We start from the raw sequence: 24,003 nt of genomic DNA on the forward strand, positions 1-24,003 counted from the left end.
TGCTGATCAGTAAGGCAGGAGCTGTTGCAATTGCTCGTGGGTATTGGCTTTTGGCAGCTCAGTGAGCAAGCGGCATAGATAATCATACGGCTCTAGGCCATTGATTTTAGCCGTTTCGACTAGGCTATACATTGCAGCACTGGCTTCTGCGCCCGTTTCAGTATTGGCAAACAACCACGCCTTGCGTCCAATCACGAACGGTTTGACGGCGCGCTCAGCACGGTTGTTGTCGATATTAAGTCTACCATCGTCCAGATAGCGGATGAGCTTGGGCCACTGATTCAGGCTATACGTGATAGCGACTCCCAGTAAACTTTCTTTCGTGACACTCTCGCTTGATTTATCCAGCCAGCTTTTAAATTGTTCTAGCAGTGGTTTAGCTAGTGCTTGTCTGGCGTCATACTTCTTGTCAGGCGGTACGGTTTTTAATTTACTCTCCAGTGCATAGAGTTTCTGGATGTGGTTAAGGGCCACATCCGCTTTACCCGTTTTGCCTTTGCCCTGCGCTTTTTGGGCTTCGACGAACTTGCGTCGGGCATGCGCCCAGCAACCGACTAAGGTTGCGTCGGTTTTCTCATATCCGGCATAACCATCTACCTGCAGATAACCGTTAAAGCCGGATAAGAAGTCACAAGGGTGTTTACTGCTGCGGCTATCCTGATAATCAAACAGCACCAGCTTAGGGCCGGTACTTTTTTCTAAGCCACAGCCATATACCCACATGTAACAGGTGCTTTTCTCAACATCCAGCACATTGACCGTGGTTTCATCTGCCCACAGCACCGGCTGTTTAAGCAGCTCAGCTTTCATTAACGCCAGTAGCGGTTTAAGTTTATCTGCACAGGTTATCAGCCAACGACTCATCGTTTGACGACTAAGCTCAATACCTGCCTGATTAAACAACTGCTCCTGACGGTATAACGGCAAGCCATAGTGCATTTTGCTGCTGATGATTTGCGCCAGTAAACTTGGCGTGGCCATGCTCTTAGGGATAACCGCAGCTGGCACATCAGCAATCTTAATGTCGACCTTAGTGCCATTGGTTTCACACTGCCGGCAGCTGTATTTCAACCGGACATTTCTCAGCACACGGATTTGCGCGGGCACGAACTCAATTTGCTCACTAACCTCTTCACCCATTTGATGCAGGGCATGGCCGCAGCAGGCACAGGTTTTATCGTCAATGTCATGGATAACGTCAACGCGGGGCAATTCAGGGGTAATACGCGGTCGGCGTGGCTTGGCGGCTTTCTCAGCGCTCTCGGTCGTCTGAGTATCTGGCTCTGTCGCTACGGACTCGTCTTCAATAAGCTGTTCGGCCTCATTTAAGACTTCGCCTTCACCTTCGTAGGTCTCGCTGCTGGGGCTAAATTTCTGGTACTTCTTCAGGTTATAGCGCTCCAGCAATTGCTGCAGCTTATCCGACAGCTGCTGGTTAACCCGCTCTAGTTTAGCGATGCGTTTGTCTTTTTGCGCCAGTTTGCGCTCAAGCTTTTGCTCATGCTTGGCAAGTAGCGCGGACTGCTCAAGCAGCATTTTCTTAAGCAGTTCAACGTCATCAGGTAGGGTGTCTGGTATCTTTTTCATGGCCGTTATTGTAACGGCCAATTTGGCTAAGTGCTTGGTAAGATTTAGATTGTTTTGGATGCGATCTACAGGATTTATAGCCGATCGGCATATCAACCCACACTCTGGTAATGCAGCGGCTGGTGCGCGGTGATTTTTTGAATATCGACACCTTGCAACAGCCAATGCCATTGCTGCTCGCTAATCGACAACACTTTACCTGGCATCTGCCTTGGCCAGCGAAACGTGTCTTTTTCAAGTCGCTTGTACCACAGACAAAACCCAGTGCTATCCCAGTACAGCACTTTTAACCGAGTACGCTGCCGATTGCAGAACACAAACAACGCGCCGCTAAATGGCGAGAGCTGCATCTCTTGCTCGACCAGCAACGATAAGCCATTAATGGATTTGCGAAAGTCGACCGGCTGTTTATGCAAATAGACCTTAAGCACATCGAGGAACATTTTCATGGTCAAAGTGCCCTGAGCAAGGCGGCTAACCAGAGTGCATCCGTCCCTGCTGGAAGTTGCAATTCCATATCACGCTTGCGTAGCAGGATATGCCGTGCCAGTGGCGAGCTTTGTGGTGTTAATTCAATGAAACCGGTGTCGTCATTCTGATGAGCCAACAACTGGCGTTTACGCAGATTGAAGTAGGTCGGAATAATCCCTTGTCGTTTAGCAAATGCCGTTTGAGTGAGGCCACTTTGGGCTTGCTCGGCGAATAAGGCCAGCCATTGTTCTTTAGTGCGTTTCATGATGATTACCCTGATAATTTAAAGTAGCAGACAGGGTAATGTTGATCAGTTAGGATAGGAATGTGTGGTTGGCGTTACGCTTACCTTCAGATAGCCATTAATGCAATAATTGGCGCTGGCATAATCTTTGTTGCGTATAATGAGGGTATTCAGCTTTGGCTTGGCGACTACTTGACCAAGTTGGCATATTGGCAAGCCATTTGTGTATACTTTTTTTCTGGCGTGCTGCGTGGTGACTATCGTTTTAGAATGATTAGTGCTGAAAGTTCATAAGCAGGTCGTGCCATTGATAATTCGGCACTTACAACAATAGGAATGCAACATTCCTAAAAACCTTGATGTACTTGCATTGTCGCATTAGGTTGAGCGCGACAACGCGTCAGGTAAGCTGACCCACAACCTTCAGTCGGCAGGCCAAACGCTCGATGGTAAAAAATCTAGATTATCCGGACTACATAGAGCGAGTTACCCCCGACAACAGGCGAACACTGGGTTATTGGCGAGATGGGCGGTTCATAGAAATGTTCTGCCTTCTCTGAAAACTGGATAGTCGTCCGTTAAGGTATTGTGGCTCATATCTGATCCGACAGTTTAGCTGCGAGGTTCCAATCGAATCCGACAGTCAGTTATGAGTTGATGACTAACGCATAGTAATAATGCCCTGCGTTACGAATTCCGACTAAGCAGTTTGTTAAGTTGCTTTTCGAGTTTTTAGCCTCTCTCTCAAGGACATAATTCTAGCAACGTCTTCTTGGCATACTTCTTTAATTTTCTGTAATTCCATACTAACGTAGGCTTTATCGATTTCTCTCTTATCTTTAACTAGCTGACGTAAAAACGTTTCATATGAGCTCTGTCGATACATCTGCTGGTCATATACATGATTAACATACAGTTGAAATCGTGATTCATAGTCCTTTTCAAGGCTACTATCTACAACTTTACCTTCTTTAACTGCGTGATAATAAATTCTGGCACTTGCAATCGAGTTCTTAATGACATCACACTCCACTGTAGTTGCAACACCATTTAGTTGTAATGGAAGTTCTAGGTAGGCTTGCTGAAGAAACTTTCTGGACTGCTCAGCATTAGCTTCATTGATATCTTTCTTGTAGCCCATAATGTTTTCCATATGCTCAAGACAAGTATCAATATAATCAACAACTCGTTGAGTTTTTTCTTTCTGCTTTGCTGTCTGAATGCCTACTATTTGTAGGACTATATTTACTAACCTTAACATTTAACCTTATCCGAAGTTTTGATTGCTGCATAAAGCAAAGCTCTGAGGCGTGTTTAGCGAAGCGTACGCCATCCCAGCCTTGTCAGTTCTGGCGACAGCGCCTTGTTATATCGCGTTTTCTTGGGCTTGCTTGATTTCATTTTCGTGCAACCTTTCGATGACTTTTTCTTCTTTTACTGTTCTAAACTTTTCGCCCATTTCAAGATATTTAAACTCTTCATCTTTTTCGCAATCTGGTTTCCGACCAGCGAAATCACAAAGAATATGAAAATAGTCTTTGGCATATCTATATGCTGCTACGGCTTCATCAGTAGTTTTACCGACGGTTAGAAGTTTTATCTCTTCTTTACTATCCAGCTTGGTGGGGACTAGAACACTGTTCTCAGCAAGTTCAACATAAATTTCTGGCAATCCAAGTTTTTGGCTAAGGCGGTAGATTGTGCTGCAAAAATTAGCAATATATAAATCGTAGGTCAACTGTGAATTTACATCTCGGATTATTGAGTCCAACTCCCACCTAGCTTCATATAACTCGCTCTCAACATCTTTAAATGCCTCGTGATTCATTAGCGGAATCCCATCCTCGGGCTTTCCCCTAAAAAACACCATATGAACTCGCGGGTGTACTTTGAACTTTCCGGTTAAACACCCAAGATACTTAACTTCAGCCATCTGACCAAAGTAGCTAAACAGTTCTTTTCTATGAGAATAGAAAAGGTCGACGTTGTTTTTCAGCTGGGTGATACTAATCTGCTTTGCTGTTTGTTTGGTTGCATGCATGCGAGAGACAAGCACTGACAATGGTAAAGAGAGAGATAATGCCCCCAGTGGCATTGCGCTAATTGATAAAAATACTTTCAATCCATCACTTGTCAACGATATTGAGTGACCGCTCCAAGAGATTGCTCCAAGGGCGAGAAAATAAAGGAAAGGGGACAGTATTGATACCCACAATAGCCCTTGCCCAGCAAGCCCTCGTCCCTCATGCAGAGTCAACGTGAACTTAAGACGTTCAAAAAGCCATGAGCCCCTTCCCAAAATGACAGCAATCACTAATACAGGAATAAGTAGAGGCAAAAACACGAGGGCTATTAGATAAACTGTATCTGTCAATCAAAACTCTCCCACTATACATCGTCCGTAATTTCAACAAATTACAGCGTGTGCATAGCTTTTACAATAGGATGTTACTTAGAAGTCTCAGTAACACAGCTGGATACAAGGCACTAAGCTCACTGTCAGATTTGATCAAGCACGATCATGAAAATTGTCAGATGAAATTATGACTAATCCAGTTAATGTCTTAACTGGTAAAGCTGAACTCTTAAAGATTAGGGTTTACCATACGTTGTCTTTCTTGAGCTGCGAGGACTTTATCTTTTTGCTCTGAAGATAACGCCATTACATAAATCTCTACGCCGAAAACCCTAGCAGCTTCTGCAACCCAAGATTTTCCTTGCACGTACTTTGCTGCATCGTGTGAAGCAAAACACAAAATCTTGCGCCAACTCGGGCCCAGCTCTTTCTCAATAAGCGCCAGTTTAAGAATATCACCTTTTATTTTGTGAAGTTGGGCCCCTTTCACTGCGCCGACTCGTGCATATATTTCCACTACAACCTTATTTACTGGGTCTACTGCATCTGGCTGCACTAAAGTACTTACTGGAATGGTTGCAGAGGTATCAAAAGATAGACCAAGTTCATCTCCCAATGACTTAAGTAAGAATGCTTCCGCTTCCTGTTGTTCTGATGAATCAGATTGGTGTTTGCTCATGAATAATGATCCTTTTGATACATCTATCTGCAACTCGAACGGACATTGCAACGTATAGGAATTTAATGATCCATTTTCACCGTGATATACCTCTTCGTCAGGTATGGTTTAAACGATTACCTATTGCTCATTCTATATAATACTCTCACTCCACCGTTTTGAGTTTTTTCTTCTCTAACATCAAACACTTCGGAGGCAATGATTAGGCTTTTCAAAGTTTTATGACCGTAATTGGGCTTTAAACGAGCAATTTCCTCAGGAGCGTGTTGCTTTACAAGTTGGCCTGCAATACTCAACAACGTCCAACCGTCATCTCGTTGCACTTGCTCCGATATTTCTTGAAGCAAACCAACAAGCCTGCTTCCTTGTATGAACTGCAATTCAAAATGTTTTTTACCCTCTTCTGAATCGAGAAAATCAAGCAATTGTTTTTTGCCTTCTTCAAGCAATTTGACGATTTCCTTCAAGTTCTTAATTTCTTGTCGCACTGTCTCACTTTGTGCATCTAGTTTCTGGGCTATTTCTTGGCAACTGTCAGGTGAACTGGGGATAAATTGGGGTAGAAGATGATGAACCAGTTCGTTTCGCTCAGCAACCAATCTAGATAAGGCGAGTTTCTTTGTTTCAAAATAGGCTGAATCACTTTGTATTCTGAATTTGAATGAAACATGACATTCGTCCTTGTCATCGAATTTTTCATCATCCATCTCTGAGTCAGCATGAATATCGTAAATATACTGGCCGACAAGAGTGCCCAAGGTCTGCGTACTAACAGTCGCTACTTGTTTTGCTCTCTTTTCGTGGAAATCTCCGACATAACCGGAGATATTGCCGTTCAGAATAATATGCTTCAGTAAGTACTCTAGCTCTTGGAAGAGCAGCATGTTTCTACCGATCTTTTTTAACACGTCATCGACTGAGATGTTTGCCAACCAAATCGCTCCCTTCGTAGTCTGGTCTTAATCCGACATAAAGCCTGAATTATAAAATAAATGAGATATTTATGATACGAGGCGAAATTAGCAAAGTATTGAGTTTTAGCGGAACAAAGCGTATTGTGAGTGAACAACAGCAAGCCGCATTTACGCTCTGCACCATGCTAGCAAGGCCATCTCAGGATGATCTTTGCGGATCTGTTAGAAATTTCTAGGCGTTATTTGAAATTATGCTTTTTTTCTAGCGCTTAATTTTAAAGTCGTTTTTCTAATTTGTATTTTTCTATCTCAAATCCTTATTTCATATGGGATTCAATTCTAACGCTAGAATTTATTTGCCACGATTTGGGATGTTTCACAATAACTGGGATTCCCACTTTGTGTGACTAACGGTGCATAAAATTGGAAATAAAGATTTACGATTTTGGATTATTAGTAAATAAGAATTAACCGTAAGCGTAACGCCAACCACACATTCCTATCCTAACTGATCAACATTACCCTGTCTGCCTCTTTAAATTATCAGGGTAATCATCATGAAACGCACTAAAGAACAATGGCTGGCCTTATTCGCCGAGCAAGCCCAAAGTGGCCTTACTCAAACGGCATTTGCTAAACGACAAGGGATTATCCCGACCTATTTCAATCTCCGTAAACGCCAGTTGTTGGCTCATCAGAATGATGACACCGGTTTCATTGAATTAGCACCACAAAGCTCGCCACTGGCCCAGCATATCCTGCTACGCAAGCGTGATATGGAATTGCAACTTCCAGCAGGGACGGATGCACTCTGGTTAGCCGCCTTGCTCAGAGCACTTTGACTATGAAAATGTTCCTCGATGTGCTTAAGGTCTATTTGCATAAACAGCCGGTCGATTTTCGCAAATCCATTAATGGCTTATCGTTGCTGGTCGAGCAAGAGATGCAGCTCTCGCCATTTAGCGGTGCACTATTTGTGTTCTGCAATCGGCAGCGTACTCGGTTAAAAGTGCTGTACTGGGATAGCACTGGGTTTTGTCTGTGGTACAAGCGACTTGAAAAAGACACATTCCGCTGGCCAAGGCAGATGCCAGGTAAAGTGTTGTCTATTAGCGAGCAGCAATGGCATTGGCTGTTGCAAGGTGTCGATATTCAAAAAATCACCGCGCACCAGCCGCTGCATTACCAGAGTGTGGGTTGATATGCCGATCGGCTATAAATCCTGTAGATCGCATCCAAAACAATCTAAATCTTACCAAGCACTTAGCCAAATTGGCCGTTACAATAACGGCCATGAAAAAGATACCTCAATCCTTACCTGATGATGTTGAACTGCTCAAGAAAATGCTGCTTGAGCAGACGCAAAAGCTTGAGCGCAAACTGGCGCAAAAAGACAAACGCATCGCTAAACTAGAGCGGGTTAACCAGCAGCTCTCGGATAAGTTACAGCAATTACTGGAGCGCTATAACCTGAAGAAGTACCAGAAATTTAGCCCCAGCAGCGAGACCTACGAAGGTGAAGGCGAAGTGTTAAATGAGGCCGAGCAGCTTATTGAAGAGCAGTCAGTAGCAACAGAGCCAGATACTCAGACGACCGAGAGCGCTGAGAAAACCGCCAAGCCACGCCGACCGCGTATTATTCCTGAATTGCCCCGCGTTGACGTTATCCATGACATTGACGATAAAACCTGTGTCTGCTGTGGCCATGCCCTGCATCAAATGGGTGAAGAAGTCAGTGAGCAAATTGAGTTCGTGCCCGCGCAAATCCGTGTTCTTAGAAACGTCCGGTTGAAATACAGCTGCCGGCAGTGTGAAACCAATGGCACTAAGGTCGACATTAAGATTGCTGATGTGCCAGCTGCGGTTATCCCTAAGAGCATGGCCACGCCAAGTTTACTGGCGCAAATCATCAGCAGCAAAATGCACTATGGCTTGCCGTTATACCGTCAGGAGCAGTTGTTTAATCAGGCAGGTATTGAGCTTAGTCGTCAAACGATGAGTCGTTGGCTGATAACCTGTGCAGATAAACTTAAACCGCTACTGGCGTTAATGAAAGCTGAGCTTCTGAAACAGCCGGTGCTGTGGGCAGATGAAACCACGGTCAATGTGCTGGATGTTGAGAAAAGCACCTGCTACATGTGGGTGTATGGCTGTGGCTTAGAAAAAAGTACCGGCCCCAAACTGGCGCTGTTTGATTATCAGGATAGCCGCAGCAGCAAACATCCCTGTGACTTCTTATCCGGCTTTAACGGTTATCTGCAGGTCGATGGTTATGCCGGGTATGAGAAAACTCACGCAACCTTAGTCGGTTGCTGGGCGCATGCCAGACGCAAGTTCGTTGAAGCCCAAAAAGCACAGGGCAAAGGCAAAACGGGTAAAGCGGATGTGGCCCTTAACCACATCCAGAAACTCTATGCACTGGAGAGTAAATTAAAAACTGCGCCGCCTGATAAGAAGTATGACGCCAGACAAGCACTAGCTAAACCACTGCTAGAACAATTTAAAAGCTGGCTGGATAAATCAAGCGAGAGTGTCACGAAAGAAAGTTTACTGGGAGTCGCTATCACGTATAGCCTGAATCAGTGGCCCAAACTCATCCGCTATCTGGACGATGGCCGATTAAATATCGACAACAACCGTGCTGAGCGCGCCGTCAAACCGTTCGTGATTGGACGCAAGGCGTGGTTGTTTGCCAATACTGAAACGGGCGCAGAAGCCAGTGCTGCAATGTATAGCCTAGTCGAAACGGCCAAAATCAATGGTCTGGAACCGTATGATTACTTATGCCGCTTGCTGACAGAGCTGCCCAAAGCCAATACCCACGAGCAACTGCAAGAACTCCTGCCTTATTGATCAGCAGCCACACCGCAAGGTGTGGTTGTTGTTACGCTTACAATTAACCTGGGGAATTTGTAGATATTCTGGATTAGTTGTAAGGATTTTTAACGTAGTTAATGATTAGCGCTGTGCTTACTGAAATACTCGTTTTTTTGGCACGTTTCAAAACTTGATTATTATAAGTTTTGTTGCCTTTATCCTAGCCTTCGGCTCTGCGAATACTTGGCAAGAGGAATTTCAACTCTCTAGTAATGAGCAAGATTTATGGGGAGTCATACCAACGTTTAACATATGGGGGGTTTTAGGAGCGCTTTTTCAACGAGTAAAACTCCCAACATAATGTTTTTGTGACACCTACTTTTTTTCGACACTGGTTTCCCACCCGTCATACCTACCACCTAACTCTCGTGCTTTTTTGCCTAATTTAATCGTATGGTTGGTTATATCCACAAGATGCATAGCTCCAACATGAGTAAATTTTGTATAGCAATCAGAGCTGTCTTCGTCTTTACCTGTAAAGTGTAATTCATAATTTTCTGACTTTACCCATGCAGCAAATTGATTGCATGAAGAGTCACTTGGGAAATATGCCCAGTGCATAACTTCCCTCTCTTTATCTTTAAGATCGCCGTTTTCAGACAGTGAATCCAAAACTTTCAAATCCTGAATTACCTGCCAGTCGTCATCTGTTGGATAAAGCTGCTCCCAATAGAATTTTTTGTTAGTATCTTTTTCGTGCACGTATTGCATTTGATAAGAAGTTTTGACTGTTACTTCATCAATTATTTCTGATGCCTGCTTTTCTTCAATGTTTAGATAAAAATAAAAGAAACGATGACCATCAACGGTTACGCGCCCAACATAAACACCGCCAACCTCAGAAAATTTTTCATCTAACATTTCATCAATTTTAGATAATTGAGGATACTCCTCATTTGTTGGCATACCTGTTTCTGTGGGGTTTTTTACGCGTGAGCCTGATTCTTAAAACGTTGTGACGAGGGTCTGATTCTGCAACCTCTCCGTAACCGTGATTGTAGGATATCCAAGCTCGGTCCTCGCCCATCGTGGCAGGGAATGTATACCAAATATCTAGCACGATCTCTCCTTTTAGGTGTTACGCCCCTAATAAACGGCGCAAACTTGTTGGCGAAAATGGCGAGGCACGAGCTCCAGCCAGCGAGTTTGTGTCCGGTTGATTGGTTTGTTAGGCCTATACACCAAATAATCCTAAAGCCCATTCAATTAAAAAATACAACGGTACAGCTAAGAACGATGCAGGTATACAAGGTAGAATTAAAACCACCAAACTAGCAGTTGTGAATGAGTTCACCGTAGAGTCGTTTCTATAATGTGATACTGCATCTTCAATCGGATCACGGCCTTTTACTTTCTTATAACCCGCTGCAAATTCACTGGCATTAACTGTGACCGCTGACAACAAATACTTAAAAAGTGGTAAGCAAACCAAACAACCTATAATGAAAGAAAAAACTGCAATGTAAATATTCATGTTACTCGTTTAGGCCTAACGCTCGCCTATGCGGCGCACAGTTTGTTGGGTAATTTGCGATAATGTAGCGCAGCGAAATGCAAATTGCGCAACAAATTGTGTGTCCGAAGTCGCGCTAGCGACTGCAATTAGGCGCTTGTTAGGTGCCGAATCAACATTGAAACTTAAAGTGTAAATGCCAATTCTCCTTGCACATAAAAACCAAAAAGAAAACCGCCGATAACCAAACCTAATCCAAGTAATAGTTTTTGAATACCTTGAAGCTGAAAATTACTACTTTTTGTATACTTACTGTTTTCATTGACGAAGGTGTTAGTACCTGATGGGCCAACAGAAAGAGTTAATGTAATGCTCTTTTTGAAGAGAACGACAAGACCGAGCAAAATCAAAATCGCAGATGCGATATCGGTATTGTAAATTTCCATTTGACTCTAAATTCTCCTCGGGCTCAGCGGAACCGGCACCTAACGCTTTGCTCACCGGAAAATGACGAGCGCCAGCGAGTTATTTTTCCGGTGCAGTAACTTGTTAGCATCAAACACTAAACTTTCGCGGCTTTGCCGCCACGCGAAGTTGACCGAAGCCACTGCACCCATTAATTAAAAACCTAACCAGCCAAGTGCAATACAACGAAATAACTGGAACCTTAAAACCTGCTGCAAGCGGAGCAAATGAACCAGAGGAACAACGCTACCGCCCTCGCCGCCAGCGGCTAACCCACAAACTGGCGGACTTTACCTTTTGGCTTTGCTGCTAAAAAAACAAAACGCGAGCAAGGCCAGAATAAAACTGCTGACTGAAACCCTAAACACCCGAAAGCTGCTAACGCAAAGCACATGGGCGACGGCCGCGCAGCGGTTGGCGTCCCAGCGACCGAAGGGAGCGAATGGTGCGCATTGTTAGCGGCGACAACCACACTACCCGCGCGGCACTGCCGCCAAGCGATGCCGAACAGCGGCACCCATGTGCAAAATTAAAAAACATAACCAGCCAGGTGCGATACAACGAACTGGCTGGAACCTTAAAACTTGATACAAGCGGAGCCAATGAACCAAAAGGAACAACGCTACCGCACCATCAGAGATTGCACCTTGCCAACAAACTGGCGAACTTGATGGAATAAATTAACAATTGAGATACAAACTAACGCAAGCAGAGCCGAAAAGTAAAACAGATTTTGTACCTAAACCATCTCGACAGCCGGCTAACGCAAAGCACATGGGCGACGGCCGCGCAGCGGTTGGCGTCCCAGCGACCGAAGGGAGCGAATGGTGCGCCTTGTTAGCGGCGACAACCACACTACCCGCGCGGCACTGCCGCCAAGCGATGCCAACCAACAGCACCCATGTGTAAAATTAAAAACGTAACCAGCCAAGTGCGATACAGCGAAGTGACTGGAACCTAAAACTTAAAAGCCAGCGGAGCAAATGAGCCAAAAGGAGCAACGCTACCGCCCCATCAGAGATTGCACCTTGCCAACAAACTGGTGAGCCCGATGGAATAAATTAACAACTGAGATACAACTTAACGCAAGCAAAGCAGAAAAGTAAAACAGATTTTGTACCTAAAATTTCTCGACAGCCGGCTAACGCCAAAATTTAGCGCGGAAAGCCGCGCAGCGGGTTGACGTCGCAGCCAGCGCTTTTTGCTGGCGATAAAATTTGTTTGTTATACGCCATCAACCAAACCTAATAATGCACTAATAGAGCTTAAAAACAGAAGCTTGTTATCATGTGGAACGTTATGACCAGTTTGATTAGTAACCATATGGATAGAATTTGCATTATTGATGATCAGTGACTGGTGCAAATCCCGCCAGATCTTTTTACCCTGCACACTATGGCCAATCCACCAGTCACTTTCATTTAATTTTGATGAGGTAACTATGACCACAGGAATTTTGTTGGCAATATCGTCATCAGCAATCATTTTCTGATGATAAATCCCCTGTAGGAGATCCCATTCAGGCTGGTTATTCATCATGCCGTTTAATTTAGTAGTATCGCGTTTCGCCCACGTTGCGTCGTATTTATTTAATTCACTATCAAACAGCTCATGACTTGGATCGAGCAAAAGTAACCCTTTTACCCGATCGGGATAAGCGGCAGCAAATGCTCTGACATGCAAGCCACCAAAGGAGTGACCAATTAAAATTAGATTTTCTTTTGCGTGAATAGTCGAAAGCAGTTTTTCGAGTCGTTGATTTGAAGTAGCTAAACTAACGTATTTGGCAGCCTGAGATTTCCCATTCCCAGCACGAGAATATATAACTGTTCTGATATTTAATTTTGAAAGGTCAGCTAATAACGGTTGCCAGTAAGCTAAGCCCATTCCGATACCTGATTCAATCACCAGAGTTTTGCTTCCAGCACCAATATCGATGTATTCAATTTGAATGCCATCAATAACTAAGACTCTTGGCTCCTGAGTTCCCGCAACGGCTGGACTGGCATATAAGAAAAATAACAAAAATGTTAATCGAAAAATCAAGCGCAACTCCTGTGCGTATAACGCTCGCCTAAACGGCGAGCAACTTGTTGCGAGTCCAGCGGCCAGAGGCCGCGTTGTTTTAGGCGTTTGTTACATTTTATTTAATTAGCGTAGAAACCAAACTTAAAAAGTATGCTGCTAATAATGCAAAAAATATGAACATCAGATCAATACCATGGTATGAGAACACTGACAAATGTCCAAAACCGTAAATAAAACCGAATAATCCCACCATGTAGTTATTTGCTTTTAGTGGTGTTCCTTTCATTATTGACTGAATAAACAAGTTAGAAATATGACCAACTACAGCCAGTAGCCCCCATAAAATCAATATGAAAAAAAATAATTTGAACGTCCCGAAGCAACCAAATTTAGGATCACATTGGCTAAAAACTAACGTTTGTAACAAATACCACGTAAGAAAAGGAGCAACCGTACAAGTAAAAACATACATCCCACTTTTAAGGTAATTCATTTCGCTCGGTCCCAACCAAAAATGTAACGCTCAAAGCAGCCGCGCGTTAAGCGTCGGCTGCCTTTGCTTGTTAGTGGTTTTTGACCGTTACTTCGCACTTATAACCGCCATCTTCGCTCTCTAAATTCTCACTAATATATAGTGTATATTTTCCGGGCTTAGAAAATATAACTTCATTGCCACCTTTAACATCCCAGCGATAACCTGTTGTTCTGGCGGTGATTTCGATTGAATTAACTTTCTCAAACTCTTGATGAGACATCAGTGAATCCATACCTAATGGAGGTAAGCCGACAATCAGGAATAGCCAAACTCCTTCATCATCTCTTGCGACTGCAAGTTCTTTTCCATGTCTACCGCCTAACTTTATTTGTAGCGTATCTCCCAGATTTAAATCTTTGGGGTTACATGACACCACATTGTCTGACGCGATCCATATAGTTTCAGGAGCTTCATCTTCGCTAAAGCAAGCTATTGAGAATAATAATAATATAATTAACAGGGCTCGATTCATTTTGACCACTAACGCCCGCCACAAACGCGAGCAACTTGTTGCGAGTCGAGCGCCCAACGGGCGCGTTTTTGATGGCGATTGTTAGGCAATCCAACTAGATTGCAACAATGTCAAAAGTTCACCGGGCAATTCACTATTAATAGTACGAACAGGCAATGGTAGCCGTTTAAAATCATCAATCGCATTTCCAATTAAGAAATAAGCTTCCTCGGAGAGATTAGCTTCGAAGATTAAATCGTCTGATGCTTTCAGTTCCCCTTTTCCTGAGTGTTTTAAGGAGTTATAAGCCATCCTTGAAAATTTTAATGACTTGCCTATCTCTTTTCTGAGCTGATCTTTAGTTAAAGTGTCTTTATCAATTTTTCTAAGCTTCAATACGACATGAGCATGTTGAATTTCGGAGGGCTCAATACCTAACTCTTGCAACAATGGTGACACAATATTAATAACAGCACCGGCAAGGAGAATGCTCTTAGCAAATTCAGTATCTGTCTTTGCAGATTTATAAATGTTAGCGGCTTCGAGAAGTAGCTCACCTGAAAGTAAAATTTTATTATGTGTTTTCAAGCTAGTTCCTTATGCCTAACGCCCGCCTAAGGGGCTGGCAACGCATAACACAAAACTCAAACACAACAACCGCAACCACCGCGGCTCATTGGGACTGGAAACGCCGCGCGTTGACAGTCCCTCTTGAGGCGTTTGTTATGTGCGTTTTACCGTTTTCACAGGAACCCAACCCACTTCACCTGTTGAACGCGACACTCTGTACCAAGAATTAAGTTCAAACAAGACTGTCAGCTTTTCTCCAAATTGAGTATTGAGCTCTACAGCATCGTAATCATGCAGCAGTATGCCTTTCTTAGTGCCTGAGATCGGCTCGATATATTGAGCTGGAGTCCAACCTTGTACACCTGAATCTGTAGCAACGAATATCCAATTAGGAAACTCATCATCCATTTCTCCAAGTTGAACCTCATCGCCTTGCTTCAAATAAATAGGATTTGGATATTCAGATGTATGTTCTTCAACAACAATAACTTCCATGAATTTCTCCAAAGCACATAACGCCCGCATAAGTGGCGCAATAAAGCTTGGCTATACCAAGCGAAGAATGAGCGCAGCCAAGCTTTTTGCGTCCACCCTTAATGCGATTGTTATGAGCCGACTTTAGGCAGCTCTTTTGTATTACTAAGCTCAAAGTTAGTTAAGTTGATGATAGAAATAAGTGATTTACCGTTTAATTGATAGATGATTAATAACTCTGTTTCAGATAAAAGAGTGTTGCCAATTACTTGCTCTACATCAGTTATTATTTCTTTGTAACCCGAGCCATTAGGTTTAGACATTGAAATTGATATTAAGTCACTTGGCGTAAGCTGATTATCATTGTTAGTGTTTAATTTAACTAAGTTATAAAAAATTGCTAAAACCGGGGTATTAGAGTCGTAATCACCAATTCGTAATTGGTTAGTGCTCTCAATTAGGTAGTTTGTGTGATCAAACAGCCACTGCTCTGTATTAGTTTCAGTGTTTATAAATAGATAATTTCTAGTCGAATTGGAAGATTTACTAAAATAGCCTCGGTCAAAACTTTGATCCGAGTTTAAAGGAATCATTAACGTTTTATGACTAGATAAATGAATAACGTGGCCAAGCCTCCAGTTTTGTTTCACTTCACCACTTTTCTCAATATTAACTATGTTTTGAGCATTACGCTCTCTCGTTACGTCTTTGAAAATTTGGTACATGGCAAACAAAAGTACACCGATTGCCAAAATGCCTGCGACAGAAATAAGTAAGCCATTAAAACGCCATACTAATTTAAAAAATTTATTGTCTTCCATGCTTAATACTCTAAAGGCTTATAACGCAAAGCTTTGGGGCGGCTGGAGCGCAGCGTAAGCCGTCCCAGCCACGACAGTGGCGTCAATAGCGCCTTGTTATACATACTTTTTCACTATTGATTGGAGCTCGGCTTTTTCTATATCTGAGGTAAAAGAAGCAGCAGGGATGATTAAGGCAAAAAGCTTATCTAAGAAAATATAAAGATCACCGCTATTATCTTCCACTGACTCAACGCTTTCCCATTTATAGAAACAATTTCCAAGTGGGTTTATTTCTGTAATTCCGTCAGTACCAAACTCTATGGTTTTTTCTCCAAGCATTAAGCCATTTTGATTGGGAATACTCGACTGACGGAGTTTACGCATATTCATATAGTAAGCGACAATAAACACTGTAAAAGGAAATGTGACTATTAATGCTGACGGCCAATGAAAGCTAGATAATGATATTGAATCAATCTGAAATAAGAACATAAAAGCTATCGTTAAAATGCACCAAATAATCATGTTCTTGATGAAGCCTTTACCGCCCTTAGGTTGTGGTGTGCACAGCCGCTTAAACGCGTAATTAGTGAAGTTGAGGTAATCTTTCTCAGTTACTCTAATTGTTTTAATCATGAATCAACTTTTCCATGTATGTATAACGCCCAATTAACGGGCAAAAAATTGTTTGCTAAAATGTTGAGGAACGAAACAGCAAACTGTTTTTTGTCCCTTTTGAATTGCTTGTTATATTTTCAATTTTACATGACATTACAATGCGACACTTTGTATTTACCTAACTCGGTTTTGTTTAACTCAACAATCATTATTGTTGGAATATTTTCACCTTTAAACATTAACGCTTTCTTATTATCTATTTCATCAGATTTTTGAAAAGGACTGCCAAGTTCTTTGATAAGTTCTGATTCGAACATTCCGATCTCTACTTGACTGCATGGCTCTATGTCAGCTTCGCTACATCCAACCAACGTTAAGAAAGCTAAAATACTAATTATACGCATGGACTTCCCTGAAAATATAACGCAAAGCACACGGGCGGAAAAACGCGTTAGCGTTTGACGTCCCAGCAGCCGCAGGCTGCGAGTGATGCGCCTTGTTATGTTGCAACAAATTAAACATCCTCTATAGAAACCCGGCCGAAATTACCTGTTACAGCCTCTATAAAAAAGCCAAAAAAAGAAAAGTAATTTCCTGAACGATGTATATAAAAACCATTCGCTATCAACTGAATTTCAAATATAAATTGTTGATTCTCAAATTTTGAAACGATCCAGCCGGTTTCTGTTTTCTTTAGTGAGGCTACATCACTTAGTGAATGGATAAACTCTTCAAACTCCTGAGCATTACCGCTTTCAGTTGTTAAGGTTTGAGCTAATCCCACTAGTTGCTCCTTGCAACATAACGCCCAAATTTAGCGCGGAAAGCCGCGCAGCGGGTTGACGTCGCAGCCAGCGCTTTTTGCTGGCGATAATATTTGTTTGTTAGGGCAATTTAAATTTTGCACGCTGCATAGGCCTCAGCATGATTAACTGACTTTTGAGTAGTGAAGTCTAATTGTATCGTTGTTAGAACTTGCTGCTTTTGAGTATTGCTAGCAGCGGGTGTCCACTGCCATTTTCTCAATGCTTCATAGGCCTTTTTGTTGAAGGTTGAGCCAGGGAAACTTTTAATTACCGTCAAGTTTTGAGGCTTACCGTCACCATCAATTAAAAGCGTAAATTCCACGCAACCCGATATACCATTTTTGCCAGCCGCCAGCGGATATTCTGGAGCAACTTTACGCTCAACTACCCAATACTTTTCAACGGCTTCTTTGTTACCAACTAAATCTAGAGATTCCGATACAACTGTTTGATTTACTGTTGAACAGGCACTTAGCGCAAAGAGCGCCGAAACTGCTAATAGTTTTGATTTGTTCACTGAACTTCCTTATTGCCCTAACGCCAAGCACATGGGTGACGACCGCATCGCGGTTGGCATCCCAGCGACCGAAGGGAGCGAATGATGCGCCTTGTTAGCGGCGACAAACACACACCCCACGCGGCACTGCCGCCATGCGATGCAGAACAACAGCACCCCTGTGCAAAATTAAAAACATAACCAGCCAAGTGCGATACAAAGAAAATGGCTGGAACCTTAAAACTTGATAAAGCGGAGCCAATGAGCCAAAAGGAACAACGCTATCGCCCCATCAGAGATTGCACCTGACCAACAAACTAGCGAACCCGACGGAATAAATTAACAACTAAGATACAACTTAACGCAAGCAGACCCGAAAAGTAAAACAGGTTTTGAAATTACAACTTCTCGACAGCCGGCTAACACCCCACTTAGGGGCAAAAACACATGGGCTAAAATGCGAGCGAAGCGAGACAGCCCATGTGTTTTTGTCCCGCGAACGTAGTGAGCGACTACAGTGGTTTGTTATGCGCTTGGTAAACCTTGTTCTGAAGCGCAGTCTTAAATGAATTAAAATCTTCTTCGGTTTTAAAGCACTTCTTCGGAAAAATATGATACAAAAATCCAGATACTTGCAGTAATAAGAAGGGACCAGATACTGAGACTTTACCAAGCCCTTCCCATCTATTTAGCGTCTCATTTGCCGCTGTTTTTTCAAATAAGCCTTCATCTCTGAGCTCATACTCATGAACACCTAGAATACCGTTTGAGGTATTGGAACGTAACAAAATTGAACCAATACAGAAGACTGAATATATGCCAACTACAGCAAGCCCAGTTAGAAACGCCCCAGAAATAGAAATAAACCATTTCTTTTCTGTGTTTGGTATACCTGTTTCCCAAAATACTATGATCAACACAATAGCAACAATAATAAAAAATATTTATACATGTAGGATGTTGTAAACATAAATCTTAAGTTTAACCTTACAAGATCCATTCTTGAGATATCCGTCGTTACTCTCATCTCATTCCTTTTGCATAACGCCCAAATTTAGCGCGGAAAGCCGCGCAGCGGGTTGACGTCGCAGCCAGCGCTTTTTGCTGGCGATAAAATTTGCTTGTTATGTGTAGATAAATCCAAACACAACAAAAAGAAAAAGTGTAAACCAACGCAGTCTATTCAGGTTCCGAATTTTATTAACGCTACTTATTAAGGCCGCACCAGCACCCTGAAAACTTAATCCACAAAATGACAATTGAAAAATTAAAGCTGCCCTTTCAAAGATCGATGGTCCAAAATGATCATATTGATTTACGAATTGTGAGTCATGCTTTTTCAATAGCGGAAAGAAAATGTGCCATTCTTTACGTATCAAATAATCCAGTATTCCACTGATAATTATTAGAGCAAATAGCAAAATCATTCTGAATTCAGTGCTTATCATATCGCCTACACATAACGCCCAGCTAAGCCGCCGGAACGGAGTTGATTGTTTTGTGCGGGCGTAGCGGAACAGCACAAAACGAGCAACGCAGTGGAGGTCGGCTTGAGCTGTTTGTTACATGGATTTTACGGGTTACTAGCACGATCAACTCCTGACTCAAATTCCAACATTGCGCTACTAAACGCCCAAATTTCTTTGCCGCTACCGTCTAATGCTCCAGACCTTGGTACTTTAAACGACTGTTTTCTTACCCACCTACCAAGTCGTCCCCACCACTTCTTTGCAACCTCTGGTGCCGGACTGCCTGTTCGTGCGTAATGATTTCCAATCCATTCAAATGAAGACATACCTACTTTCCCCTCTACTTTAAGGCGGGCATTAAGCCAAAAGATTGCAGGATGCCCTGCGCCAAAATATGGCTGAGTAGGATTAGCCCCTGAACGCTTCTCTTGCCACCCTTCAAATGGGTTTGATATTTTTCCATCGGGATCACTTTGGTTTTTAGCCAATAACGGAAGAGGTCCCGATTCAGAATGGAAGAGGCAGTAACGACCTGATTCGGATATTTCAAAGTCGCTAAATGCCTGCCAACGCCCCTGACCAACAGACTTAACAAGTGAAATTTGTTCCTCTGAGCAAAGAAAATCAGACAAGCTCTTTAAGTCTTCTTCTACTAAATACATTGGCAACCAAGCCATGACTTACTCCATGTAACGCTCGCATAAGTGGAGCAAAAGGCTTGGCTATAATTAGCGAAGAATGAGCGCAAGCCAAGCTTTTTGCGTCCACCCTTAATGCGTTTGTTATAAGGCACTTGCACCATAGCTAATTGTTTCTATTCATGTTCTTTGCTCGATCATAGCAAGCCCCACACAACAAAGTTACACCAGCGAATTCCTCGGATTCATCATTCCATTCGCCGCCGGTGCTGTTAACTTTATCTTCGCAAGCACTACACCATGAATCTGGCCGTTCATCGCCCGGCTCCGGCTCAGCAGACCAAAAACCCCTGGGCTTACCATCTCGAAGGCTTTGCACAATATGTTGGCATACATATGTCGCTTGTTGCTTTCCATGAGTGCAGCATTCAACAAATTGTTCTTCTTCGCTCATATCTCGGATGCCTTATAACGCTTTAAACAGCGGAAAACGCGAGCGTTTTGGCGCAGCCAGCGAGTGGTTTTCCGATGATTTAACTTGTTATACGTGTCTTTATTTAACCTTGAAAGCATAAGCGCAAATAAGCACCCCAATACCGAAAAATGCACCACTGATGTTACTAATAATAAATAACCCATTTTCACTATCAAATACTTGTAGACCATAAACTGTGAGCGGTATTGCAACTAAGGAATTTATTAACATAACCAGCAATCCGAACAAAAAATATTTTTTGGAAAGTCCTGAAGACTTTGAAGCAACAAAGGCTGCAACTAGGATAAACCCAATTGTGGTGATATTGATCAGTAAAGCAGTATTTAAAACTTCCATGATTCCCTAATTCATCCCAAAAACGTATAACGCTCAAAGCAGCTGCGCGGTACGTGTCGGCTGGCTTTGCTTGTTATATGCCGCATTTATCGACCTTAACACCGCAATGCATGCAGTGGACTTTATCGGTAAACCATAAAAATGCCACTTCTAACCCACTGTCATGAGTATCTGGCTTTATTTTTTTGAATCCTCTAACCATCAATGATTTGCCGCAATTAGGACATTTAACAAAGAAGGCTAAAAAATGGTGAGCGATTGAGAGCAGTACGCCAACCATCATGCTAAAAAACATAAAAAAATCGTATGAACTATCCCCAGTAATGGATTTGTATATTAGCCAAGGAATCCATGTAAATATTCCGATTGCACCGACTATGGCAAACCATGCGCTCAGTTTTCCCAACGATACTTTCATTTTACTCCTGCGCTGACAAAGGCATATAACGCAAAGCACATGGGTGACGACCGCATCGCGGTTGGCATCCCAGCGGCCAAAGGCCGCGACTGCTGCGCATTGTTAGGTGTTTGTCTTGCCGAAGCATAATATAAAAAAGGTTAATATAGACCACGTACTTATTAATACAATCAAGATACCCCATTCATCTAAAGCCAACTTATTTATAAGAAAAACATTTAAGCTAGCGGCAAACATAACGACGATAAATCCCCACTCACCCAAAGATTTGAAGTTCTTATTGGTTTTACGCTCTAACCATCGCCCAAGACTCAGCAATATAAGCCCGACAACAATTGATGAAATAACCGGTGCTAAATATTCCATGCTCTAGATCACCTAACGCCCGCCACAAACGCGAGCAACTTGTTGCGAGTCGAGCGCCCAACGGGCGCGTTTTTGATGGCGCTTGTTAGGTTGCTTCATGATATTGATACAGTTCCAACATTTCTTTTAGCTCAATTTTGCATTGCTCAATATCAGAGTAGATGCCCTGCTCCGCAAGTGATATATCATCGTCGATATAATCAAATTTCCATCTTATTTCTTCAGGCATTTGGGTAACCCAAGTAACATTTAAAGCTTTGCTAGATATAGCTTTTAAATTGCTTCCATTTTGTAAAAGTGATTTAAGATCTCTCAACAGCATTCTTCCAGCCATTTGAGGATCTCTTACACCTTTTACCTCTTTCAGAGCGTCCATAACACCATTGCGGCCCTTGGGAGCAGCCAATGCGATATCAATGATTTCTACTTCCGGTTCAGCTTCTAACTCTATGATGCTGTCTGCCCATTCAATCGCTTTTTCGAAGCCAAGTATTCCCAGCTCGATACCGTATAGATAGTAATCAGCTTCAGTTGCATGGTCTCGGGGCATACAAAAACCTAACGCACGCCTAAACGGCGAGCAACTTGTTGCGAGTCCAGCGGCTGCAAGCCGCGATGTTTAAGGCGCTTGTTAGGCATTTATTTTATCTTTCAGGGCTTCGACAAGTTTAAAAGCATTTTCACCCAATAAGCTTTGATGAAGCTCATAGATATTTTCTGCTAAATCATAAACTTCCGATGCTAATAGCTCTCGCTCGTGAACACTTTTTTTCGTTGAAATTATTTTTTCAGGTGCATTTGATGCGAAATATATCTGACCATGGACCAATTTATTTCTTTTTTCCAAAAGATTCATAGTCTTATCAAGAGCTTTATCAAGGCTTTCGAGAGCATGATCATTCGCATCTTTAATCTTTTGTTTGCACCACTTAATTTTGTCGCTAACTCGAATTGCCTCATGGTGCTCAGGTCTGGGAAAGGCCAAGCCCAACCAACGGCACAGTTCTTCAATTTCTCTTTCTAAGTGAGAAGCTTGAATAACCATGTATCCAACACCTCTTATCAAATCTTCGTCTCGATCCATGCTCTACAGCCTAACGCCGCCATAAACGGGGCGAGCTTGCGAGCGTCCGGCGACCGTAGGGAGCGAATTTAATGGCCTTGTTATGCATTACTCGCTGGGCCTCATGTAAGACTCGAAGTTTTCGATGTAATCATCTAGGTTTTCTTCGAGCATTTTCCGGTATTCAGTGACGAAGTAGTCTAGTGTCTCTTGCTTGGAAGCAGCCATTTCTTGGCCATTATTCCAGCCGCACGCACTAACCCACGCATTGAAACGAGCCGTAGCGTACATATTTGAAGCACTTACTTTGCCTAGGGTGGCCTTTTCATTTATCTGATCGTTGGACAAATGAATGTGCGCATCAGCACGCTCATAAAATTCGTCATCTACTTCTTGCACGGATTCTCCTTCGGTGCATAACGCTAAGCTTTGGGGCGCTAACATGGGGCTATAATCGCGAAGCGGCCCCGTGTTAGCGTCCCAGCGACCGAAGGGAGTGCCAACAGCGTTTTGTTATGTTTCATTTGTAGAATATTTCCTTGATAACACTAGTACCGCAATCTTCACCAAATTTGGCAGCAACAAAATGACGTCTTATTAAGCCTGCATCAATTTCGTACCAAGCTAAAAACATGTCACCTTCTTGAAATGTCTCTAATGGTGCTACAAAAGATGGTTCATCGACGCTATCAGCGAATAACCATACGGCCTTAAATTTTTGATTGTCGATGGCAGTCGGAAGACTAGCTACAACATAGTAACTAGAGTCTCTCAATGTTGTTTCGATAGAAATATGATCCCCATATTTCTGATTGTAATCCCGTTGTGTCTCTTCCGAGATATCGCAGCCTGCATGCGCTTGAAATGTTAATGCGAATAGAGCGATAAAAATGAGTTTCACTTTCAATTTCCTTTTGAAACATAACGCTCGCCTAAACGGCGAGCAACTTGTTGCGAGTCCAGCGGCCAGAGGCCGCGTTGTTTTAGGCGTTTGTTACATTTTATTTAATTAGCGTAGAAACCAAACTTAAAAAGTATGCTGCTAATAATGCAAAAAATATGAACATCAGATCAATACCATGGTATGAGAACACTGACAAATGTCCAAAACCGTAAATAAAACCGAATAATCCCACCATGTAGTTATTTGCTTTTAGTGGTGTTCCTTTCATTATTGACTGAATAAACAAGTTAGAAATATGACCAACTACAGCCAGTAGCCCCCATAAAATCAATATGAAAAAAAATAGTTTGAAAGTCCCGAAGCAACCAAATTTAGGATCACATTGGCTAAAAACAAACGTTTGTAACAAATACCACGTAAGAAAAGGAGCAACCGTACAAGTAAAAACAAACATCCCACTTTTAAGGTAATTCATTTCGCTCGGTC

Annotated in this window: 34 protein-coding genes and 1 pseudogene; 4 read left to right on the plus strand and 31 right to left on the minus strand. The window is 42.7% G+C overall.

The genetic code is table 11. The features are described 5' to 3' along the window. Nucleotides 1-6 precede the first annotated feature (6 nt). The 7 genes from tnpC (ACUJFL_RS10065) to ACUJFL_RS10095 all read right to left on the minus strand — a co-directional run bounded on the left by tnpC (ACUJFL_RS10065) (nucleotide 7) and on the right by ACUJFL_RS10095 (nucleotide 6,269). The gene (gene tnpC, locus ACUJFL_RS10065) at nucleotides 7-1,587 is read right to left on the minus strand and encodes an IS66 family transposase (protein ID WP_445427372.1); all 1,581 of its coding nucleotides are present in this window, start codon (nucleotides 1,585-1,587) and stop codon (nucleotides 7-9) included. Nucleotides 1,588-1,679: 92 nt separating this feature from the next. Then, complete coding sequence (tnpB, locus tag ACUJFL_RS10070) at nucleotides 1,680-2,036, minus strand: IS66 family insertion sequence element accessory protein TnpB (protein WP_445425237.1); 357 nt, start codon at nucleotides 2,034-2,036, stop codon at nucleotides 1,680-1,682. 2 nt (nucleotides 2,037-2,038) lie between these two features. Then, a complete protein-coding gene (tnpA, locus tag ACUJFL_RS10075; RefSeq protein WP_445427373.1) occupies nucleotides 2,039-2,323 on the minus strand; it encodes an IS66 family insertion sequence element accessory protein TnpA in 285 nt (94 codons plus the stop codon). A 691-nt stretch (nucleotides 2,324-3,014) separates the two neighbouring features. Then, nucleotides 3,015-3,563: a hypothetical protein gene (locus ACUJFL_RS10080; protein WP_445427374.1), complete on the minus strand. Its 549-nt coding sequence runs from the start codon at nucleotides 3,561-3,563 to the stop codon at nucleotides 3,015-3,017. Between the two features lie 105 nt (nucleotides 3,564-3,668). Then, nucleotides 3,669-4,676, minus strand: a complete 1,008-nt coding sequence (locus ACUJFL_RS10085) for a hypothetical protein (RefSeq protein ID WP_445427375.1) — start codon at nucleotides 4,674-4,676, stop codon at nucleotides 3,669-3,671. 211 nt (nucleotides 4,677-4,887) lie between these two features. Next, on the minus strand, nucleotides 4,888-5,337 hold the full coding sequence (locus ACUJFL_RS10090) for a hypothetical protein (RefSeq protein WP_445427376.1): 450 nt from the start codon (nucleotides 5,335-5,337) through the stop codon (nucleotides 4,888-4,890). Nucleotides 5,338-5,453: 116 nt separating this feature from the next. Further along, complete coding sequence (locus ACUJFL_RS10095) at nucleotides 5,454-6,269, minus strand: OST-HTH/LOTUS domain-containing protein (protein ID WP_445427377.1); 816 nt, start codon at nucleotides 6,267-6,269, stop codon at nucleotides 5,454-5,456. A gap of 539 nt (nucleotides 6,270-6,808) precedes the next feature. Here ACUJFL_RS10095 and tnpA (ACUJFL_RS10100) point away from each other — a divergent pair. From tnpA (ACUJFL_RS10100) to tnpC (ACUJFL_RS10110), 3 genes are all read left to right on the plus strand, one after another. Next, entirely contained in the window at nucleotides 6,809-7,093 is a 285-nt protein-coding gene (gene tnpA, locus ACUJFL_RS10100) for an IS66 family insertion sequence element accessory protein TnpA (protein ID WP_205313754.1), read from the plus strand. Nucleotides 7,094-7,095: 2 nt separating this feature from the next. Then, a complete protein-coding gene (gene tnpB, locus ACUJFL_RS10105; RefSeq protein WP_445425237.1) occupies nucleotides 7,096-7,452 on the plus strand; it encodes an IS66 family insertion sequence element accessory protein TnpB in 357 nt (118 codons plus the stop codon). Between the two features lie 92 nt (nucleotides 7,453-7,544). Next, entirely contained in the window at nucleotides 7,545-9,104 is a 1,560-nt protein-coding gene (gene tnpC, locus ACUJFL_RS10110) for an IS66 family transposase (protein ID WP_445427351.1), read from the plus strand. 339 nt (nucleotides 9,105-9,443) lie between these two features. Here the strand turns inward: tnpC (ACUJFL_RS10110) and ACUJFL_RS10115 are convergent, their stop codons facing one another. The 4 genes and pseudogenes from ACUJFL_RS10115 to ACUJFL_RS10130 all read right to left on the minus strand — a co-directional run bounded on the left by ACUJFL_RS10115 (nucleotide 9,444) and on the right by ACUJFL_RS10130 (nucleotide 11,027). Further along, the gene (locus ACUJFL_RS10115) at nucleotides 9,444-9,749 is read right to left on the minus strand and encodes a ribonuclease E inhibitor RraB (protein WP_445429077.1); all 306 of its coding nucleotides are present in this window, start codon (nucleotides 9,747-9,749) and stop codon (nucleotides 9,444-9,446) included. A 45-nt stretch (nucleotides 9,750-9,794) separates the two neighbouring features. Further along, nucleotides 9,795-10,046: pseudogene (locus ACUJFL_RS10120) on the minus strand (DUF695 domain-containing protein); the annotation flags it as partial. A 256-nt stretch (nucleotides 10,047-10,302) separates the two neighbouring features. Next, nucleotides 10,303-10,602, minus strand: coding sequence for a hypothetical protein (locus ACUJFL_RS10125; protein WP_445427378.1), 300 nt, complete (start codon nucleotides 10,600-10,602; stop codon nucleotides 10,303-10,305). 164 nt (nucleotides 10,603-10,766) lie between these two features. Next, nucleotides 10,767-11,027 carry a hypothetical protein gene (locus tag ACUJFL_RS10130; RefSeq protein WP_226752459.1) on the minus strand — a complete coding sequence of 87 codons (261 nt, stop codon included), beginning with the start codon at nucleotides 11,025-11,027 and terminating at the stop codon, nucleotides 10,767-10,769. A gap of 461 nt (nucleotides 11,028-11,488) precedes the next feature. Between ACUJFL_RS10130 and ACUJFL_RS10135 the strand changes: the two genes are divergently transcribed. Then, a complete protein-coding gene (locus tag ACUJFL_RS10135) occupies nucleotides 11,489-11,725 on the plus strand; it encodes a hypothetical protein (RefSeq protein WP_445427379.1) in 237 nt (78 codons plus the stop codon). Nucleotides 11,726-12,270: 545 nt separating this feature from the next. Here the strand turns inward: ACUJFL_RS10135 and ACUJFL_RS10140 are convergent. From ACUJFL_RS10140 to ACUJFL_RS10235, 20 genes are all read right to left on the minus strand, one after another. Beyond that, nucleotides 12,271-13,092, minus strand: a complete 822-nt coding sequence (locus ACUJFL_RS10140; protein WP_445427380.1) for an alpha/beta fold hydrolase — start codon at nucleotides 13,090-13,092, stop codon at nucleotides 12,271-12,273. Nucleotides 13,093-13,637: 545 nt separating this feature from the next. Next, nucleotides 13,638-14,081, minus strand: a complete 444-nt coding sequence (locus tag ACUJFL_RS10145; RefSeq protein ID WP_445427381.1) for a hypothetical protein — start codon at nucleotides 14,079-14,081, stop codon at nucleotides 13,638-13,640. A gap of 81 nt (nucleotides 14,082-14,162) precedes the next feature. After that, nucleotides 14,163-14,648 (minus strand): hypothetical protein, encoded by a 486-nt coding sequence (locus ACUJFL_RS10150; RefSeq protein ID WP_445427382.1) that lies wholly within the window; start codon nucleotides 14,646-14,648, stop codon nucleotides 14,163-14,165. A 135-nt stretch (nucleotides 14,649-14,783) separates the two neighbouring features. Next, entirely contained in the window at nucleotides 14,784-15,125 is a 342-nt protein-coding gene (locus ACUJFL_RS10155) for an SH3 domain-containing protein (RefSeq protein ID WP_000452086.1), read from the minus strand. 110 nt (nucleotides 15,126-15,235) lie between these two features. Then, nucleotides 15,236-15,925 carry a hypothetical protein gene (locus tag ACUJFL_RS10160; RefSeq protein WP_445427383.1) on the minus strand — a complete coding sequence of 230 codons (690 nt, stop codon included), beginning with the start codon at nucleotides 15,923-15,925 and terminating at the stop codon, nucleotides 15,236-15,238. A gap of 96 nt (nucleotides 15,926-16,021) precedes the next feature. Further along, nucleotides 16,022-16,543, minus strand: coding sequence for a YcxB family protein (locus ACUJFL_RS10165; RefSeq protein WP_445427384.1), 522 nt, complete (start codon nucleotides 16,541-16,543; stop codon nucleotides 16,022-16,024). A 125-nt stretch (nucleotides 16,544-16,668) separates the two neighbouring features. After that, nucleotides 16,669-16,929: a hypothetical protein gene (locus tag ACUJFL_RS10170; protein WP_226752462.1), complete on the minus strand. Its 261-nt coding sequence runs from the start codon at nucleotides 16,927-16,929 to the stop codon at nucleotides 16,669-16,671. Nucleotides 16,930-17,039: 110 nt separating this feature from the next. Continuing rightward, a complete protein-coding gene (locus ACUJFL_RS10175) occupies nucleotides 17,040-17,309 on the minus strand; it encodes a hypothetical protein (RefSeq protein WP_445427385.1) in 270 nt (89 codons plus the stop codon). Nucleotides 17,310-17,419: 110 nt separating this feature from the next. After that, nucleotides 17,420-17,848, minus strand: coding sequence for an energy transducer TonB (locus ACUJFL_RS10180; RefSeq protein ID WP_445427386.1), 429 nt, complete (start codon nucleotides 17,846-17,848; stop codon nucleotides 17,420-17,422). A 491-nt stretch (nucleotides 17,849-18,339) separates the two neighbouring features. Further along, a complete protein-coding gene (locus ACUJFL_RS10185) occupies nucleotides 18,340-18,747 on the minus strand; it encodes a YcxB family protein (protein WP_445427387.1) in 408 nt (135 codons plus the stop codon). Between the two features lie 653 nt (nucleotides 18,748-19,400). Then, nucleotides 19,401-19,973 carry a hypothetical protein gene (locus ACUJFL_RS10190; protein ID WP_445427388.1) on the minus strand — a complete coding sequence of 191 codons (573 nt, stop codon included), beginning with the start codon at nucleotides 19,971-19,973 and terminating at the stop codon, nucleotides 19,401-19,403. Nucleotides 19,974-20,100: 127 nt separating this feature from the next. After that, nucleotides 20,101-20,388, minus strand: coding sequence for a hypothetical protein (locus ACUJFL_RS10195; protein WP_445427389.1), 288 nt, complete (start codon nucleotides 20,386-20,388; stop codon nucleotides 20,101-20,103). Nucleotides 20,389-20,487: 99 nt separating this feature from the next. Further along, complete coding sequence (locus tag ACUJFL_RS10200; RefSeq protein WP_306178884.1) at nucleotides 20,488-20,766, minus strand: hypothetical protein; 279 nt, start codon at nucleotides 20,764-20,766, stop codon at nucleotides 20,488-20,490. Between the two features lie 73 nt (nucleotides 20,767-20,839). Continuing rightward, nucleotides 20,840-21,184, minus strand: a complete 345-nt coding sequence (locus tag ACUJFL_RS10205) for a hypothetical protein (protein WP_445427390.1) — start codon at nucleotides 21,182-21,184, stop codon at nucleotides 20,840-20,842. Nucleotides 21,185-21,286: 102 nt separating this feature from the next. Beyond that, nucleotides 21,287-21,550, minus strand: a complete 264-nt coding sequence (locus tag ACUJFL_RS10210; protein ID WP_306178903.1) for a hypothetical protein — start codon at nucleotides 21,548-21,550, stop codon at nucleotides 21,287-21,289. Nucleotides 21,551-21,635: 85 nt separating this feature from the next. Then, nucleotides 21,636-22,100 (minus strand): hypothetical protein, encoded by a 465-nt coding sequence (locus ACUJFL_RS10215; RefSeq protein ID WP_445427391.1) that lies wholly within the window; start codon nucleotides 22,098-22,100, stop codon nucleotides 21,636-21,638. 81 nt (nucleotides 22,101-22,181) lie between these two features. Beyond that, nucleotides 22,182-22,634 (minus strand): hypothetical protein, encoded by a 453-nt coding sequence (locus tag ACUJFL_RS10220; protein WP_445427392.1) that lies wholly within the window; start codon nucleotides 22,632-22,634, stop codon nucleotides 22,182-22,184. An 87-nt stretch (nucleotides 22,635-22,721) separates the two neighbouring features. Continuing rightward, entirely contained in the window at nucleotides 22,722-23,012 is a 291-nt protein-coding gene (locus ACUJFL_RS10225) for a DUF3144 domain-containing protein (protein ID WP_445427393.1), read from the minus strand. Nucleotides 23,013-23,133: 121 nt separating this feature from the next. Beyond that, complete coding sequence (locus tag ACUJFL_RS10230) at nucleotides 23,134-23,514, minus strand: hypothetical protein (RefSeq protein WP_445427394.1); 381 nt, start codon at nucleotides 23,512-23,514, stop codon at nucleotides 23,134-23,136. Between the two features lie 100 nt (nucleotides 23,515-23,614). Continuing rightward, nucleotides 23,615-23,992 carry a hypothetical protein gene (locus tag ACUJFL_RS10235; protein WP_445427395.1) on the minus strand — a complete coding sequence of 126 codons (378 nt, stop codon included), beginning with the start codon at nucleotides 23,990-23,992 and terminating at the stop codon, nucleotides 23,615-23,617. Nucleotides 23,993-24,003 lie beyond the last annotated feature (11 nt).

The organism is Alishewanella sp. HL-SH05 (assembly GCF_052655985.1).